The sequence below is a fragment of the Malaciobacter halophilus genome (assembly GCF_002837275.1).
GTDB classification, from domain to species: Bacteria; Campylobacterota; Campylobacteria; order Campylobacterales; family Arcobacteraceae; genus Malaciobacter; species Malaciobacter halophilus.
Genome location: NZ_NXIF01000038.1, coordinates 22,188 through 37,216 on the forward strand (window position 1 = coordinate 22,188; position 15,029 = coordinate 37,216).

Sequence of the window (15,029 nt, forward strand, 5' to 3'; positions counted from 1 at the left end):
AATTGGGTGTCAATAATTTAAAATCTCTGAGTTGAAATCAAAGTAAAATAGGTATATAACTGTGTATAATTGCCCAATTATATCTAATTTTATATAAATTTAAGCTTTAGAGTTAAAGTAAGGCTTATTGCCCTACTTTTAACCTTTGTAGTTTTCTAAGTATTTTGTATCGTAGTTATTATTTTTAAAATCATCATTTTGCATCATTTTCATATGAAATGGAATAGTTGTTTTAATTCCTTCTACTTCAAATTCATTTAATGCTCTTTTCATAATATTAATCGCTTTATCTCTATCTCTTCCCCAAACAATTAGTTTTCCAATCATTGAGTCATAATATGGAGGAACATCATAGTTTGTGTAAACATGAGAATCAACTCTTACATTTCTTCCACCAGGAACCATCCATTGTTTTACTTTTCCTGGACAAGGTAAGAATGTAATAGGGTCTTCTGCTGTAATTCTACACTCAATTGCATGACCTCTAAATTTAATCTCTTCTTGCGGTGGAACTTTTTCCCCTTCAGCAACTTTAATCATAAGTTCAATTATGTCAATTCCTGATACCATCTCTGATACTGGATGTTCTACTTGAAGTCTTGTATTCATCTCCATAAAGTAGAAGTTTTGCTTGTCATCTGCTAAGAATTCAAATGTTCCAGCACCTTCATAATTTAAGTATTTAGTAGCTTTAACTGCAACATCTAAAAGTTTTTGTCTTGTTTCTTCATTTAATAAAATTGCAGGTGATTCTTCAATAACTTTTTGGTGTCTTCTTTGTAATGAACAATCTCTTTCACCAATATGAATTGCATTACCATGTGAGTCACCAACAACTTGAACTTCAATATGTCTTGGATTATTGATAAATCTTTCTAAATACATAGTTCCATCACCAAAAGCTGCAAGGGCTTCAGAAGAAGCTGACATGAATAGTTGATCAAATTCTGACTCTTCATTAATAAGTCTCATTCCTCTACCACCACCACCAGCAGCAGCTTTAGCCATAATTGGATAACCAATTTGCTTTGCAATTTCTCTTCCTTCATCTAGTGAATGAATAGCTCCTTCACTACCAGGAACAACAGGAACACCTGCTCTTACCATCTCTTCTTTAGCTTTTGATTTATCAGCCATTTTTTCCATAACTTCAACAGAAGGACCAATAAATTTAATACCATGTAATCTACAAATCTCAACAAAGTCTTGATTTTCAGATAAGAAACCATAACCAGGGAAAATTGCATCACAACCTGTCATTTCAGCTGCTGTAATTATTGCTGGAATATTTAAGTAAGAATCTACTGATTTAGCTCCACCAATACAAACTGCTTCATCTGCATGTTTTAAATAAGATGCATTCTTATCACCTGCACTATAAACTGCAACTGAAGTTTTTCCCATCTCTCTAATTGTTCTAATAGCTCTTTGAACAATTTCACCTCTATTAGCTATTAAAATTTTCTTAATTTCGGCCATATTTAGCTCTTTCTTATAATTTTTCTATTGTAAACAGTGGCATATCAAATTCAACTGGATCAGCATCATTTACTAATACTTCTAAAATTTTACAATCACACTCAGCTTCTACTTCGTTCATAATTTTCATAGCTTCTAAGATACATAAAGTATCACCTTTTTTAACTGTATCCCCTGGTTTTACAAATGCTGAAGAATCAGGTGATGGAGCAGCGTAAAATGTTCCTACCATTGGTGAATTGATAGTATCAGAACAAGTTTGAGTACTCTTTTCAGTAGTACAAGAAGTTTCAACTGGTGCACTTATACTTGGAGAAGGAGCAGCAATTTGTTGTGCTACAGGTGCAGAAGCAACTTCAACAGTTCCATCAAATCCTTTCCCCATAGAAATCTCAAAATCGCTCTCTTTTATTTTTAGTTTATTAAGTTCACTTTTGTCAAATACTTTAATTAGTTCTTTAATTTCTTTAAAATCCATGACGTACCTTTTTTGATTAATTTTCGCTATAATATAGCAAAAAAATGATTATAAACCAATTTAATCTATGGAGTTTAAGTGTTAAGTGATAGAAATTTTATAAATATTGCTCATGAGATAGCAAGTGCATCAAAATGTGTGTCAAAACAAGTTGGTGCAGTAATAGTAAAAGATGGAAGAATACTTTCAACAGGATATAATGGAACACCAGCTGGATATGTAAACTGTTGCGAACATTGGGAAGGTGAATATACAAAAGAGCACCATGATTGGTCAAAAACTTATGAGATTCATGCAGAGATGAATGCAATTATTTGGGCAGCAAGAAATGGAATTAGTATTGAAGGTGCCACTATTTATGTAACTTTAGAACCTTGTGCAGATTGTTCAAAAAATTTAATTGCAAGTGGTATTAAAAGAATAGTTTATGATAGAGCTTATGAACATACTAATTCAGATGTAGTTACAAAGTTCATAAAAGATAATGGTGTAATAATAGAACAAATTGTTCAATGCAGTTAGATAATCACACTTTTTATAAACAAGCTATTTTAAAATATGGAATAACAGCAAGGGGAGTTCACTGGAACTCCAAATTTTCCCAATATGTAAGGTTTGAGGTTATTTCAAAATATATAAATCAAGAGCAAAATATAAGTATTATTGATGCTGGTTGTGGTTTTGCAGAGTACTTAAATTTCTTACAAAATAGAAAACTTTATTTTAAAAGTTATATTGGAATAGATTGTGAAGAGCATATGATTCAAATCAGTAAAACAAGATTTCCAAACTATAAATTTTATAAGCTTGATGTATTAAATGATAAATTACCTTTTGCAGACTATTATATTTGTAGTGGAGCTATGAATTTATTGACTCAAGTACAGATGAAAAGTTTTATTAAAAACTGTTTTTTTGCAAGCAATAAAGGTTTTGTTTTTAATTTTTTAAAAACTCATAGCTTTACTAATATAAATAAAGATAATATTTTAAGTTATTGTAAAAAACTAAGTAATAAAGTTAGTGTAGAAGATAATTATTTAGAAAATGATTGTACTATTTTTCTTGAAAAATAGCCTAAAAAAGGCATTTTTGATAAGAATATCATAACTTTTTCATATTTGTAGTGTAAAATCTGTTATAACTAAAAGGAGTTTGCATGAAAATTGGATTATTTATACCTTGTTTTATGAATGAGCTTTATCCAGATATATGTATGGCAACACTTAAAATCTTAAAAGAACAAAATTTAGATGTTGATTACCCTATGAGTCAAACTTGCTGTGGTCAACCAATGGCTAATTCAGGCTGTTCAAAAGATGTTGAGACATTAGCAAAACAGTTTGTAGAGAACTTTAAAGATTATGATTATATTGTTGCTCCAAGTGGTTCTTGTGTTTCTATGGTAAAAGAGCATTATGAACCATTTTTTCACAATGATAGTGATTACAATAAAGTAAAAACATCAATATATGAGATTTGTGAGTTTTTACATGATATTATAAAAGTTGAGAAGTTTGATGTGAGTTTCCCTCATAAAGTAGGGGTACACAATTCATGTCATGGGCATAGAATGCTTAAACTTGGAAGTGCTAGTGAGCTTAATATTCCTTATGAATCTAAATTAAAAAATCTATTAGCCTTAGTAAAAGATATTGAAATAGTTTCTTTAAAAAGAGATGATGAGTGCTGTGGTTTTGGTGGAACATTTAGTGTAACAGAAGAGGATATTTCAGTTGCTATGGGGAAAGATAGAATTAAAGATCACATAGATTCTCAAGCACAAGTAATAACAGGTGCAGATATGTCTTGTTTGATGCATATGGATGGAATTATTAATAGAAATAATGAAAATATTAAAGTTATGCATATAGTTGAAATACTTGCAGGAGTTAAATATGAGTAATAAACATCCACAAAATGCAAAAGAGTTTGTTGCAAATGATGAAAGAATGCATTGGCATGACCAAGCTTTATGGTTTGTAAGAGAGAAAAGAGATAAGGCAACTAAATCTATTCCTGAGTGGGAACAAATAAGAGAGTATGCAAATAGTATCAAAACTCATACAATGGCAAATCTTGATAAATATTTATTAGAGTTTGAAAAAAATGCTACAAACAAAGGAATAACTGTTCATTGGGCAAAAGATGCGCAAGAACATAATGAGATTATGTATAAAATCTTATCAAAAAACAGTGTTAAAAAAGTAGTAAAATCAAAATCTATGTTAACTGAGGAGTGCCACTTAAATCCTTTTTTAGAAGAAAAAGGAATAGAAGTTGTTGATTCAGATTTAGGAGAAAGAATTGTTCAACTGAGAAAAGAGCCACCTTCTCATATAGTTTTACCTGCAATACATTTGAAAAAGCAAGATGTTTCTGATACTTTTCATGAAAAAATGGGAACACAAAAAGGTAATTATGACCCTACTTATCTAACAAGAGCTGCAAGAGCTGATTTAAGACAAAAGTTTTTAGATGCAGATGCAGGAATTACGGGAGTTAATTTTGCAATTGCAGATACAGGAGCAGTTGTAGTTTGCACAAATGAGGGTAATGCTGATATGGGTGCAAATTTACCAAAACTTCATATTGCTTCTATGGGAATAGAAAAAGTTATTCCAAGATTAGAAGATTTAGGAGTATTTACAAGATTACTTGCAAGAAGTGCCACAGGACAAGCTATTACTTCATATACATCTCATTTTGCTGGGCCAGTTGAGGGTGGACAGATGCATATTATAATTGTAGATAACAAACGAACACCTTTTTTACAGTCTCAAAAGTATCAAAAAGCATTAAACTGTATTAGATGTGGAGCATGTATGAATACTTGTCCTATTTATAGAAGAAGTGGAGGGCATTCATATGAGTATGTTATTCCAGGACCTATTGGTTCAACTTTAGGAACATTTAGAGACCCTAAGAAACATAAAACTCTATCATTTGCTTGTACTTTATGTGGTTCTTGTTCTCATGTTTGTCCTGTAAAAATTGATTTGGATTCACAACTGTATAATCATAGACAAGATTTAACAGCACAAGATATTATTGATTCTAAAAAGAAGTTTGCAATGAAAGCAACATCTTGGCTAATGTCTCATCCTTTATTATTTGATATTGCAGGAAAAGTAGCAAGAAAAATAGTTCCTATTCTTCCAAAATCATTTATTTATAATAAAGCAAATGTTTGGGGAAAACAAAGAGATTTACCACCAATGCCAAAAAATAGCTTTAAAGAGTTATATAAAAAAGGATTAGAAGATGACAAGTAAAGAGCAAATTCTAGCTAAAATTAAACAAAATAATGTTGTAAAAGATATGCCTCTTCCATCTTATGATAACTTTGGAATTACATTTGAAGATAAGTTTCATATGTTTTCTCAAATGCTTGAAAATGTTGGAGGAAAAGCCTTAGATATAAAAAAAGAAGATTTAGACCAAACAATTAAAGAGCTTTATCCTGAAGCAAAAATAGTAGCTACAAATGTTGAAACTTGTTCTTTAGGAACATTTGATGCAAATGCACAAGAGGATGTACATAATTTAAAAGATATTGATTTATGTATTGTAAAAGGAAATTTTGCCGTTGCAGAAAATGGTGCTGTATGGCTGAAAAATAAACAAAATAGACATAGAGGTTTATATTTTATTTCTGAAAATATTGTTATTGTAGTAAAAAAAGAGGATATTTTAAATAATATGCACGAAGCATATGAAAAGTTATCTTTTGATGAATCTGGTTATGGAGTGTTTGTTAGTGGACCTTCAAAAACTGCAGATATTGAACAATCTTTAGTAATTGGAGCACATGGACCAAAATCAGGATATGTAATTTTTATTTCATAATGATATAATATAGGCTTAAAGGATTATATTTTGAGAAAGATATTAGTTTTAAGCCTATTATTACTTACATATTTATTTTCACAAGAGCCTTCAAAAGAGGTTTTGCTTTTACACTCTTACCATAAAGGTTATAAATGGAGTGATGATATCTCCAAAGCAATTGAGAATAATTTTAAACCACACTCAAATATAAACTTAACAACAATTTATATGGATACTAAAAAGGTATCTAATGAAAAATATTTTAAAAAACTTTATAAACAGCAGTTTAAAAATAGAAAATTTGATGTAATTATTGCAAGTGATAATTCTGCTTTGGAGTTTTTAGTAGAGTATCAAAAAACACTTTTCCCTAATACTGCAATTCTTTTTTGTGGAATAAACTATTTTGATGAAAAACTTATTGAAAAAAATGGAATGCGAAAATATATAAGTGGAGTAATTGAACAAGTAGATTTAAAGAAAAACTTTGAACTAATCTCAAAGGTGCATCCAAAGTTAGATAAATTGATTATTATAAATGATAGGTCTAAAACAGGGCTTATTATGAAAGATGATTTACAAAAAATCATACCTGAATATGAAGAAAAATTTGAAATTGAGTATATTGATGATATGCAAATGAAAGAGTTAAAACAGCATGTATCTAAAACAAGTGATAACACAGCTTTACTTTTTGTACTTCTATTTAAAGATAAAACAGGAAAATTTTTTACTTATAAAGAGAGTTTAGAACATATAAAAAGTTTTTCTCATGTACCTATTTATGGCTTATGGGACTTTTATTTAAATTATGGAGTAATAGGAGGGCTATTAACATCTGCACAAGCACAAGGGGATGCTGTTTCAAAAATGGCATTAGAGGTTTTAAATGGGAAAAAAGTAGATGAGATTCCTATTTTAAAAGAGTCTCCAAATAGATATATTTTTGATTTTAATGAATTAAAAAAATTTGATATTAAAATAGATAAATATATTGATGAATTTAATATTGTAAATAGACCTTTCTCTTTTTATCGAAAATATAAACTATTAGTAAATATTACAATTGCAACAATGATTGTTTTTATAGTATTAATTATTTTGATGAAAGCTAATATTAATAGAAGAAAAAAGCTTCAACGGGATTTATCAAATAGATTAGAGTTTGATAAAGTTCTTCTTGATACTATTCCAAATGCAATTTATTATAAAAATGTTGATGGAAAGTTTATGGGATGTAATTTAGCTTTTGCAAACTTAATGGGTCTTTCAAAACAAAGTGTTGTTGGAAAAACAGCTTTTGATTTTTTTCCCCATGAAATTGCAATAAAAAATACAAAAATTGATGAAAAACTATTAAAAACACTTAAAACAGATACCTCAGAAATGGCTTTACATCTTAGTAATCAAGAGATAAAGTATTTTATTTTAAATAAAGCAGTATATAAAAATATAGATGGAAGAATTGGTGGAATAGTTTGTATTATGGATGATATAACAGAAAGAGTACAACAAAAACAGTTTTTAATTCAGCAAAGTAAATTGGCTGAAATGGGAGATATGGTTGCAGCAATTGCTCATCAATGGAATGAGCCATTAGTTGAGTTATCTGCACAAATACAAGATATACAAACTTCATACTTGTTAAATGAACTTAAAGATTGCCAAGTTGAAGAGTTTGTAAATGACTCAATGGTTCAAATTAAATATATGTCAAGAACTCTAAGTGATTTTAGGAATTTTTTAAAACCTTCTACTAAAAAAGTGATTTTTCCTATAAAAAAAGCACTTGATGAAATCAATGAAATTATAGGAAAACAGGTATTTTACTCAAATATTAATATGAAATTTAATTATTTAGATGATGAAGAGTTAGTTGTTTATGGATATGAAAATGAGTTTAAACAAGTGTTACTAAACTTAATAAATAATGCAAAAACCAAGATAATTGAAAACTCTTTAAAGGAAAATAGTAAAGGAAATATTATAATAAATATCTCAAAATCAAAAGATTATAATAAAATAGAGATTATTGATGATGGTGGTAAAATAGATGAAAAAATAATCTCTTCAATCTTTGAACCATATTTTACAACAAAAAAGGATGGTACTGGAATAGGTCTTTACATGGCAAAAGTAATTGTTGAAGATAAGATGCAAGGTAAAATCAAAGTAAAAAATATTGGAAATAGTGTGGTATTTACAATAAAAGTACCCTATAAAAAGGATTAATGTATGAATATATTGCTTTTAGAAGATAATAAAAAGTTAAATCAAACAATTACTAAAAGATTAAAATTAAAAGGGTATAAAGTTGATTCTTATCTTGATGGAAATGAGGCTTTTAACAGTATAACAGAAGGTTTTAGCTGTTTTATCCTTGATATTAATGTTCCAAATATTGATGGTATAAAAATACTTAAAAAAATTAGAGAGTTTTATGATGAGGTACCAGTAATAATTATAAGTGCATCTACAGAGTTAGAAGTAATTAAAGAGTCTTATGCTTTTGGCTGTAATGATTATTTAAAAAAACCTTTTTTTATTGATGAACTTGAGATAAAAGTACAAAGATTATGTCAAATAAAAAATGATTTAATCTATTTTGATGGTAACTGTTATTTTGACTATAAATCTTCAGTTGTATTTATAAATAATGAAGAACAGCGACTTACAAAAAAAGAGCGATTACTTATGAATCTATTTTTAACGAAAAGAAATCAAGTTTTATCATATGACACAATCCAAAATTATGTTTGGGAAGGAAGTTTTGCTTCACTTGAATCAATAAGAAGTTTAATAAGACGCCTAAGAAAGGCTCTTTCAAATAGATATATTGAAACTGTTGTTGATACAGGTTATATCTTTAAGAGTACATAAAAATTACATAATAATTTCAAAATATCATATCATTATCATATCAAGTAGTTACAATTTGTGTCAATACAACATAAAAGGAGATGTTATGATGTTAAAAAAGACAACTAAGTTACTTGTTGCTTCTGCGCTAGTTGCGGGACTAAGCACAGCAGCATTTGCGAAAGATAGAGTATATAAGTGGAAATTGGCAACTACTTGGGGTTCAACTCTATCTCCATTTATTGATGCACCTAAAAATATGGCAAAACTTGCAAAAGAGATGTCAAATGGTAGATTAGATATTAGAGTTGATGCTTCTAATAAACATAAAGCTCCATTTGGAATTTTAGATATGGTAAAAGGTGGTCAGTATGAAATGGGTCACTCAGCTTCTTACTACTGGAAAGGTAAAGATATTAATACTTTACCATTTACAACTATGCCATTTGGTATGACTGCACCTGAACAATATGCATGGTTTTATTATGGTGGTGGTTTAGAATTGATGCAAAAAGCATACAAAAGACATAAAGTACTATCTTTTCCAGGTGGAAACTCAGGAAATCAAATGGGTGGATGGTTTAGAAAAGAGATTAATTCGCTTGAGGACTTAAAAGGTCTTAAAATGAGAATTCCAGGTTTTGCTGGTGAAGTTATGGCAAAATTAGGTTTAGCCGTTACAAATATCCCATCAGGAGAACTTTATACATCTCTTGAAAGAGGAACTATTGATGCACTAGAGTGGGTTGGACCTGGTATGGATATTAAAATGGGATTCCATAAAATTGCTCCTTACTACTATACAGGTTGGCATGAGCCAGCAACTGAGTTACAATTTTTAGTAAATCAAAGACAATTTAAAAGATTACCAAAAGATTTACAAAAAATCTTAGTTACAGCAATGAGAGTTGCAGCATATGATATGTATATTCAAAATTATCATATGAGTGCAGATGCTTGGTCTAAAATTGCAACTGATTATCCAAATATCAAAATTAAAACTTTCCCTAAAGAAGTTATGGATGCTATGAAAAAGGCAAATGATGAACTTTTAGTTGAAAAAGCAAAAGAGAGCCCATTATTAAAAGAGGTTTTAGATTCACAAAAAGCTTATATGAAAAAAGCAAGAGAGTGGACTAAAATGTCTGATTATAAGTACTTAAAAGATAATTTATAAAATTACTTAATTACACACTAATTTGTAATAGTTTAAAATAGCCCTTTTAGGGCTATTTTTTTTCTTTTATAGGGTTTTATAATATGAATTAATTAAGTGTAAAACTTACATTTACTTAACTCATTTGAGAGAGTAAACAAAAAGGATTTTATGATGCTTTTAAAACTAGAAAAGGGTTTTGATAAGTTTGCAAATATCATCGGATATTTTACAGCAATTGTACTTGTATTGATGATATTAAATGTATTTTATGATGTTATTATGAGATACTTTTTTAAGTCAGGTAGCATTGCTATGCAAGAGATGGAGTGGCATCTTTTTTCAGTAGTAATACTTTTTGGTGTATCTTATACACTTAAAGAAGATGGTCATGTTAGAGTTGATTTGATATATGATAGATTAAAATCAAAAAAGAAAGCTATGATTAATATGATAGGTGCACTTACTTTTATTTTGCCTATCTCTTTATTAGTTATATTCTCTTCTATTGGTTTTGCACAAGAGGCTTTTGAATTTAATGAAATTTCTGGTGACCCAGGTGGATTAACACATAGATGGATTATTAAAGCAATGATTCCTCTATCTTTTACTTTTTTAATTATAACAACGGTTGGTTTTTTTATAAGAAATTTAAATATTTATTTAGGTTTACATGAGTACGAAGACCATTCAATAGCACATGAAGCACAAATGTATAAAGAGCAAATAAGTAAAAAAATGCAAGGGGATAAATAATGATTGGTATAATAATGTTTTTTACAGCACTATTTATGCTGTTAATTGGATTCCCTGTTGCTTTTACATTTGGTGCAGTTTCTGTATTTTTTGGAATAGTTGCTGGTATTGTTGAGATATATACATATGCTGATGCTAGTATGGGTATTACGGCTATAATCACTGATGGTTTTGCAGAAGGTATGTATATGTTTGATTTTATGCCACATAGGATTTGGTCTATAATGAACAATACTATTTTAATGGCAGTTCCAATGTTTATTTTTATGGGAATTGTTCTTCAAAAAACTGGACTTGCAGAAAGATTGCTAGAATCAATGGGCTTTTTATTTGGAGAAATAAGAGGTGGAGTTGCAATTTCAACTGTATTAGTTGGATCACTACTTGCTGCATCTACTGGTGTAGTTGGTGCTTCAGTTGTTGCAATGGGTGTTATCTCTCTTCCTGTTATGCTTAAGTATAAATATAATACAGAGTTAGCAACAGGAACAATTTGTGCTTCTGGAACATTAGGGCAAATTATTCCTCCTTCAATTGTATTAATTATCTTAGGAGATGTTTTTCAAGTTCCAGTAGGAGATTTATTTAAAGCAGCAATTTGGCCAGGTTTAACTTTAGTTGCAGCTTATATTCTTTTTATTTTAGTTGTTGCTTTTATAAGAAAAGATATGGCACCTGCAATTCCAGCAGACCCAAGCAGAGGAAGAAAATCTAAACAAGTAGTAAGAGCACTAATTGATATTATTCCATCTTTAACACTAATTATCTTAGTTTTAGGTTCAATTTTTGCAGGTATAGCAACTCCAACTGAGTCTTCAGCTGTGGGATGTTTAGGAGCTATTGTATTAAGTTTTATGTATAGAAGTTTTTCATTTAGTATGGTAAAAGCTGCGGCTTTGGAATCTGTAAAAATTACTTCAATGGTATTTGCAATTTTAATAGGTGCAACTGCTTTTTCAATGGTATTTACTTATACAGGTGGTGATGAGTTAGTTGAGCACTTTATGATGAGTTTACCAGGCGATGAAAAATGGGGATTTATTATCTTTACAATGATTGCAATTTTAATTTTAGGATTCTTTATTGATTTTGTTGAGATTTCTTATATTATTGTTCCAATTTTAGTTCCAATTGCAGCAAATTTAGATATAAATCCAGTTTGGTTTGCTATACTTATAGCAATGAATTTACAAACATCATTCTTAACTCCACCCTTTGGCTTCTCACTTTTTTACTTAAAAGGAGTTGTTCCAGCTACTGTAAGAACGATGCAAATTTATAGAGGTGTACTGCCTTTTATTGCAATACAAATTATTGTATTAGGACTACTTGCAGTATTCCCTGAATTTTTTGGAATAAATCCAAGTCTTTAGGATAAGAGTTAACTCTTATCCTAAGTATATTTTAGGATGAAGATTATGAGTAAAAAAGATATATTAAAACTTATTGAAAATCTTATATTTATTCAATGTGATAAGATGTTCTTTTTTATTGATGACCCCCAACAAAGAATCTACACCGTACCAAGACTTGAATAGTTACTTTTTTGATTTTAATATAAATATTGCAAATAGAATAAAATTAAGGATTAAAAATGTTAACTGGAAAGCATAAAGAGTTTTATAATAGTATAATTGAAAAAATACCCCAAGATATAGTATTTACAGATGATTTACATACCTTAGCTTATGGAACAGATGCCTCTTTTTATAGACTTATACCTAAAATTGTTATAAAAGCTGAGACTTCAAAACAAGTAGAAGATATATTAAAAGTTGCAAGTGCTATGAAATTAAGTGTTACTTTTAGAGCTGCTGGTACTTCTTTATCAGGTCAAGCAATAAGTGACTCTATTTTAGTTATTACTTCAAGAAATTGGACAGATTTTAAAGTTGCAAAGGATAAATCATATATCTCTTTGGCTCCTTCTTTAACTGGTGCACAAGCAAATAATATTTTATCTGAATATAGTAAAAAAATAGGCCCAGACCCAGCAAGTATAAATGCTGCAATGATTGGTGGAATAGCTGCAAATAACGCATCTGGTATGTGTTGTGGAGTATCACAAAACTCATATAAGACCTTAAAATCAATGAAATTGATTTTTAGTGATGGAACACATTTAGATACAGCAGATGAAAATAGTAAAGAAGAGTTTGCAAAAACTCATAAAGAGTTTTTACAAAGTTTGAAAATGTATGCACAAGATGTAAAAGCAAATAAACAACTAAATGAAAAGATTAGAAAAAAATTTAAGATGAAAAATACAACAGGGTATAGTTTAAATGCCTTAGTTGATTTTGATGATGAGTTTGAAATTTTACAACATCTAATTATTGGAAGTGAAGGTACTTTAGCTTTTATTAAAGAAGTAACTTACTATACAGTAGAAGATTATAAAGATAAAGCAAGTGCCTTGGTTTATTTTACTGATGTTAATGAAGCTTGTAAAGCAGTAACAAAATTAAAACTTGAAAAAGAGAAAAATATAATAAGTGTTGATGCTGTTGAACTTATGGATAGAGCAGGGCTTGCAAGTATTGAAGATGATCCAAAAATGCCATCATATATAAAAGATTTTGATGAAAATGTTACTGCTTTATTAATTGAAACAAGAGCAAGAGATGATAAACAATTAGATGTACAAATTAAGCAAATTGAAGATAGTTTAAATGAGTTTTCATTAGCAAGAGAGTTATATTTTACAAAAGATATTGAAGAGTATACACAATATTGGAAAATTAGAAAAGGGCTCTTCCCTGCTGTTGGTGCAGTAAGAAAAATAGGAACAACTGTAATTATTGAAGATATTGCTTTTCCAATTGAGTATCTAGCAGAAGGAACACTAAAACTTCAAGCACTATTTAAAAAGCATAATTATAATGAAGCATTGATTTTTGGACATGCTTTAGAGGGGAATTTACATTTTGTATTTACACAAGATTTCTCTACTGAAGAGGAGATAAAAAGATATGATGACTTTATGTATGATGTAACACAACTTGTTGCGGTACAGTATCAAGGTAGTTTAAAAGCAGAGCATGGAACAGGTAGAAATATGGCTGCTTTTGTTGAGTTAGAGTGGGGTAATACTGCTTATGAGATGATGAAAAAGATTAAATATCTATTTGACCCAAATAACATTTTAAATCCAGGTGTAATTATAAATGAAGATAAAAAAGCCCATATAAAAAATCTAAAACCTTTACCAAAAACAAATGAGTTAGTTGATAAGTGTATTGAGTGTGGTTTTTGTGAACCTGTATGCCCTTCAAATGTTTTAACATTAACTCCAAGACAAAGAATAGTTATTAATAGAGAAATCTCAAGATTAGAAGATGAAGAACATAATATTGAAAAAGCAAAACAGTTAAAAGAGTTATATCAATATGATGGAATAGAGACATGTGCAACATGTAGTTTATGTTCTACTGCCTGTCCTGTTGGAATTGATACAGGAAGTTTAACAAAGCATTTAAGACATGAACAAATTACTATAACACAAGATAGAGTAGCAAATATGATTACAAATAATTTCTCTGCAACTTTAACAGGGATGAAATTTGGATTAAAAGCTGCAAATTTAACTCACTCTATTTTAGGTACAAATATGATGAAAGGTTTAACTTCATCACTTAGAAAAATCTCTGGGAATAGAGTTGCTAGATGGAGTGAACACTTGCCAAAAGGTATTTCAATTAATACAAGGGTTGAACAAAAAGCTAGTGATTTAAAGGTTGTGTATTTCCCTTCATGTATTAATAGAACTATGGGTTTAAGTAGTGCTAGTAAAGAGGAAAAAGAGTTGTTTGATACAACTGTTGAGTTATTAAATAAAGCAGGATTTGAAATAATCTTTCCTAAAAATATTGATAATTTATGTTGTGGTATGCCTTTTTCATCAAAAGGTTTTACAAAACAAGCAGACGTAAAATCTAAACAATTAGAGAAAGCTTTACTTGAAGCTAGTAATAATGCACAGTATCCTATTCTTTGTGATACAAGCCCATGTACAAAAAAAATGGTAGAGAGTTTTAAAACTAATTTAAAACTTTTTGAGCCAATAGAGTTTGCTTTAGAGCATTTAGTAGATAAACTACATCTTGAAAAAATTGATGAAGCAATTACTATTCATACTACTTGTTCTTCAAGAAAAATGGGCTTACATGAGAAGTTTATAAAGCTTGCAAATATGTGTTCAACAAGAGTAGTTGTACCTGCTGATGTTACATGTTGTGGTTTTGCTGGAGATAGAGGTTTTAACTATCCAGAACTTAATCAAAGTGCATTAAGAAATCTTCCAAATAGTGTAAAAGATGTAAAGTATGCTTTTTCTACTTCAAAAACTTGTGAAATTGGTCTTAGTGAGTATTCAGGTATTGATTATAACTCAATATTTTATTTAATAAATAAGTGTTCAAAGGCTAAATAAAACCTAATTCTTACAATTGTTTTTTCATAAAAGTGATA

The 15,029-nt window shown here is 29.3% G+C and carries 13 protein-coding genes; 11 read left to right on the top strand and 2 right to left on the bottom strand.

Annotation, left to right across the window (positions count from 1 at the left end):
* Window positions 1–138: 138 nt before the first annotated feature.
* Window positions 139–1,479, bottom strand: a complete 1,341-nt coding sequence (locus CP960_RS09990; RefSeq protein ID WP_101185267.1) for an acetyl-CoA carboxylase biotin carboxylase subunit — start codon at window positions 1,477–1,479, stop codon at window positions 139–141.
* A gap of 13 nt (window positions 1,480–1,492) precedes the next feature.
* Entirely contained in the window at window positions 1,493–1,957 is a 465-nt protein-coding gene (accB, locus tag CP960_RS09995; protein WP_101185268.1) for an acetyl-CoA carboxylase biotin carboxyl carrier protein, read from the bottom strand.
* 78 nt (window positions 1,958–2,035) lie between these two features.
* On the opposite strand from accB, the gene CP960_RS10000 reads away from it, so the two are divergent.
* The 11 genes from CP960_RS10000 (at window position 2,036) to CP960_RS10050 (ending at window position 14,991) form a co-directional block, all read left to right on the top strand.
* Entirely contained in the window at window positions 2,036–2,479 is a 444-nt protein-coding gene (locus CP960_RS10000) for a deoxycytidylate deaminase (protein WP_101185269.1), read from the top strand.
* Window positions 2,470–3,033, top strand: a complete 564-nt coding sequence (locus CP960_RS10005; protein ID WP_101185270.1) for a class I SAM-dependent methyltransferase — start codon at window positions 2,470–2,472, stop codon at window positions 3,031–3,033. Before CP960_RS10000 ends, CP960_RS10005 begins: the two co-directional genes overlap by 10 nt.
* Window positions 3,034–3,116: 83 nt before the next feature.
* Window positions 3,117–3,863 (top strand): (Fe-S)-binding protein, encoded by a 747-nt coding sequence (locus CP960_RS10010; RefSeq protein ID WP_101185271.1) that lies wholly within the window; start codon window positions 3,117–3,119, stop codon window positions 3,861–3,863.
* Complete coding sequence (locus CP960_RS10015; protein ID WP_101185272.1) at window positions 3,856–5,232, top strand: lactate utilization protein B; 1,377 nt, start codon at window positions 3,856–3,858, stop codon at window positions 5,230–5,232. The genes CP960_RS10010 and CP960_RS10015 overlap by 8 nt, the downstream gene beginning before the upstream one ends.
* Window positions 5,222–5,806 (top strand): LutC/YkgG family protein, encoded by a 585-nt coding sequence (locus CP960_RS10020; RefSeq protein ID WP_101185273.1) that lies wholly within the window; start codon window positions 5,222–5,224, stop codon window positions 5,804–5,806. Before CP960_RS10015 ends, CP960_RS10020 begins: the two co-directional genes overlap by 11 nt.
* Window positions 5,807–5,836: 30 nt before the next feature.
* Window positions 5,837–8,020 carry a sensor histidine kinase gene (locus CP960_RS10025; protein ID WP_101185274.1) on the top strand — a complete coding sequence of 728 codons (2,184 nt, stop codon included), beginning with the start codon at window positions 5,837–5,839 and terminating at the stop codon, window positions 8,018–8,020.
* A gap of 3 nt (window positions 8,021–8,023) precedes the next feature.
* Complete coding sequence (locus CP960_RS10030; protein WP_101185275.1) at window positions 8,024–8,668, top strand: response regulator transcription factor; 645 nt, start codon at window positions 8,024–8,026, stop codon at window positions 8,666–8,668.
* Window positions 8,669–8,756: 88 nt separating this feature from the next.
* Window positions 8,757–9,824 (top strand): TRAP transporter substrate-binding protein, encoded by a 1,068-nt coding sequence (locus CP960_RS10035; RefSeq protein ID WP_101185351.1) that lies wholly within the window; start codon window positions 8,757–8,759, stop codon window positions 9,822–9,824.
* A gap of 153 nt (window positions 9,825–9,977) precedes the next feature.
* Window positions 9,978–10,559 (top strand): TRAP transporter small permease subunit, encoded by a 582-nt coding sequence (locus CP960_RS10040; protein WP_101185276.1) that lies wholly within the window; start codon window positions 9,978–9,980, stop codon window positions 10,557–10,559.
* On the top strand, window positions 10,559–11,932 hold the full coding sequence (locus CP960_RS10045; RefSeq protein WP_101185277.1) for a TRAP transporter large permease: 1,374 nt from the start codon (window positions 10,559–10,561) through the stop codon (window positions 11,930–11,932). Before CP960_RS10040 ends, CP960_RS10045 begins: the two co-directional genes overlap by 1 nt.
* 221 nt (window positions 11,933–12,153) lie before the next feature.
* The gene (locus tag CP960_RS10050) at window positions 12,154–14,991 is read left to right on the top strand and encodes an FAD-binding and (Fe-S)-binding domain-containing protein (protein WP_101185278.1); all 2,838 of its coding nucleotides are present in this window, start codon (window positions 12,154–12,156) and stop codon (window positions 14,989–14,991) included.
* Window positions 14,992–15,029: the final 38 nt, after the last annotated feature.

What these genes read in the sequence shown, in the direction of transcription:
- CP960_RS10015 (WP_101185272.1), top strand. Translation starts at nt 3,856, where the DNA reads ATGAGTAATAAACATCCACAAAATGCAAAAGAGTTTGTTGCAAATGAT.
- CP960_RS10040 (WP_101185276.1), top strand. Translation starts at nt 9,978, where the DNA reads ATGCTTTTAAAACTAGAAAAGGGTTTTGATAAGTTTGCAAATATCATC.
- CP960_RS09990 (WP_101185267.1), bottom strand. Translation starts at nt 1,479, where the DNA reads ATGGCCGAAATTAAGAAAATTTTAATAGCTAATAGAGGTGAAATTGTT.
- CP960_RS10005 (WP_101185270.1), top strand. Translation starts at nt 2,470, where the DNA reads ATGCAGTTAGATAATCACACTTTTTATAAACAAGCTATTTTAAAATAT.
- CP960_RS10035 (WP_101185351.1), top strand. Translation starts at nt 8,757, where the DNA reads ATGTTAAAAAAGACAACTAAGTTACTTGTTGCTTCTGCGCTAGTTGCG.
- CP960_RS10050 (WP_101185278.1), top strand. Translation starts at nt 12,154, where the DNA reads ATGTTAACTGGAAAGCATAAAGAGTTTTATAATAGTATAATTGAAAAA.
- CP960_RS10020 (WP_101185273.1), top strand. Translation starts at nt 5,222, where the DNA reads ATGACAAGTAAAGAGCAAATTCTAGCTAAAATTAAACAAAATAATGTT.
- CP960_RS10030 (WP_101185275.1), top strand. Translation starts at nt 8,024, where the DNA reads ATGAATATATTGCTTTTAGAAGATAATAAAAAGTTAAATCAAACAATT.
- CP960_RS10045 (WP_101185277.1), top strand. Translation starts at nt 10,559, where the DNA reads ATGATTGGTATAATAATGTTTTTTACAGCACTATTTATGCTGTTAATT.
- accB (WP_101185268.1), bottom strand. Translation starts at nt 1,957, where the DNA reads ATGGATTTTAAAGAAATTAAAGAACTAATTAAAGTATTTGACAAAAGT.
- CP960_RS10010 (WP_101185271.1), top strand. Translation starts at nt 3,117, where the DNA reads ATGAAAATTGGATTATTTATACCTTGTTTTATGAATGAGCTTTATCCA.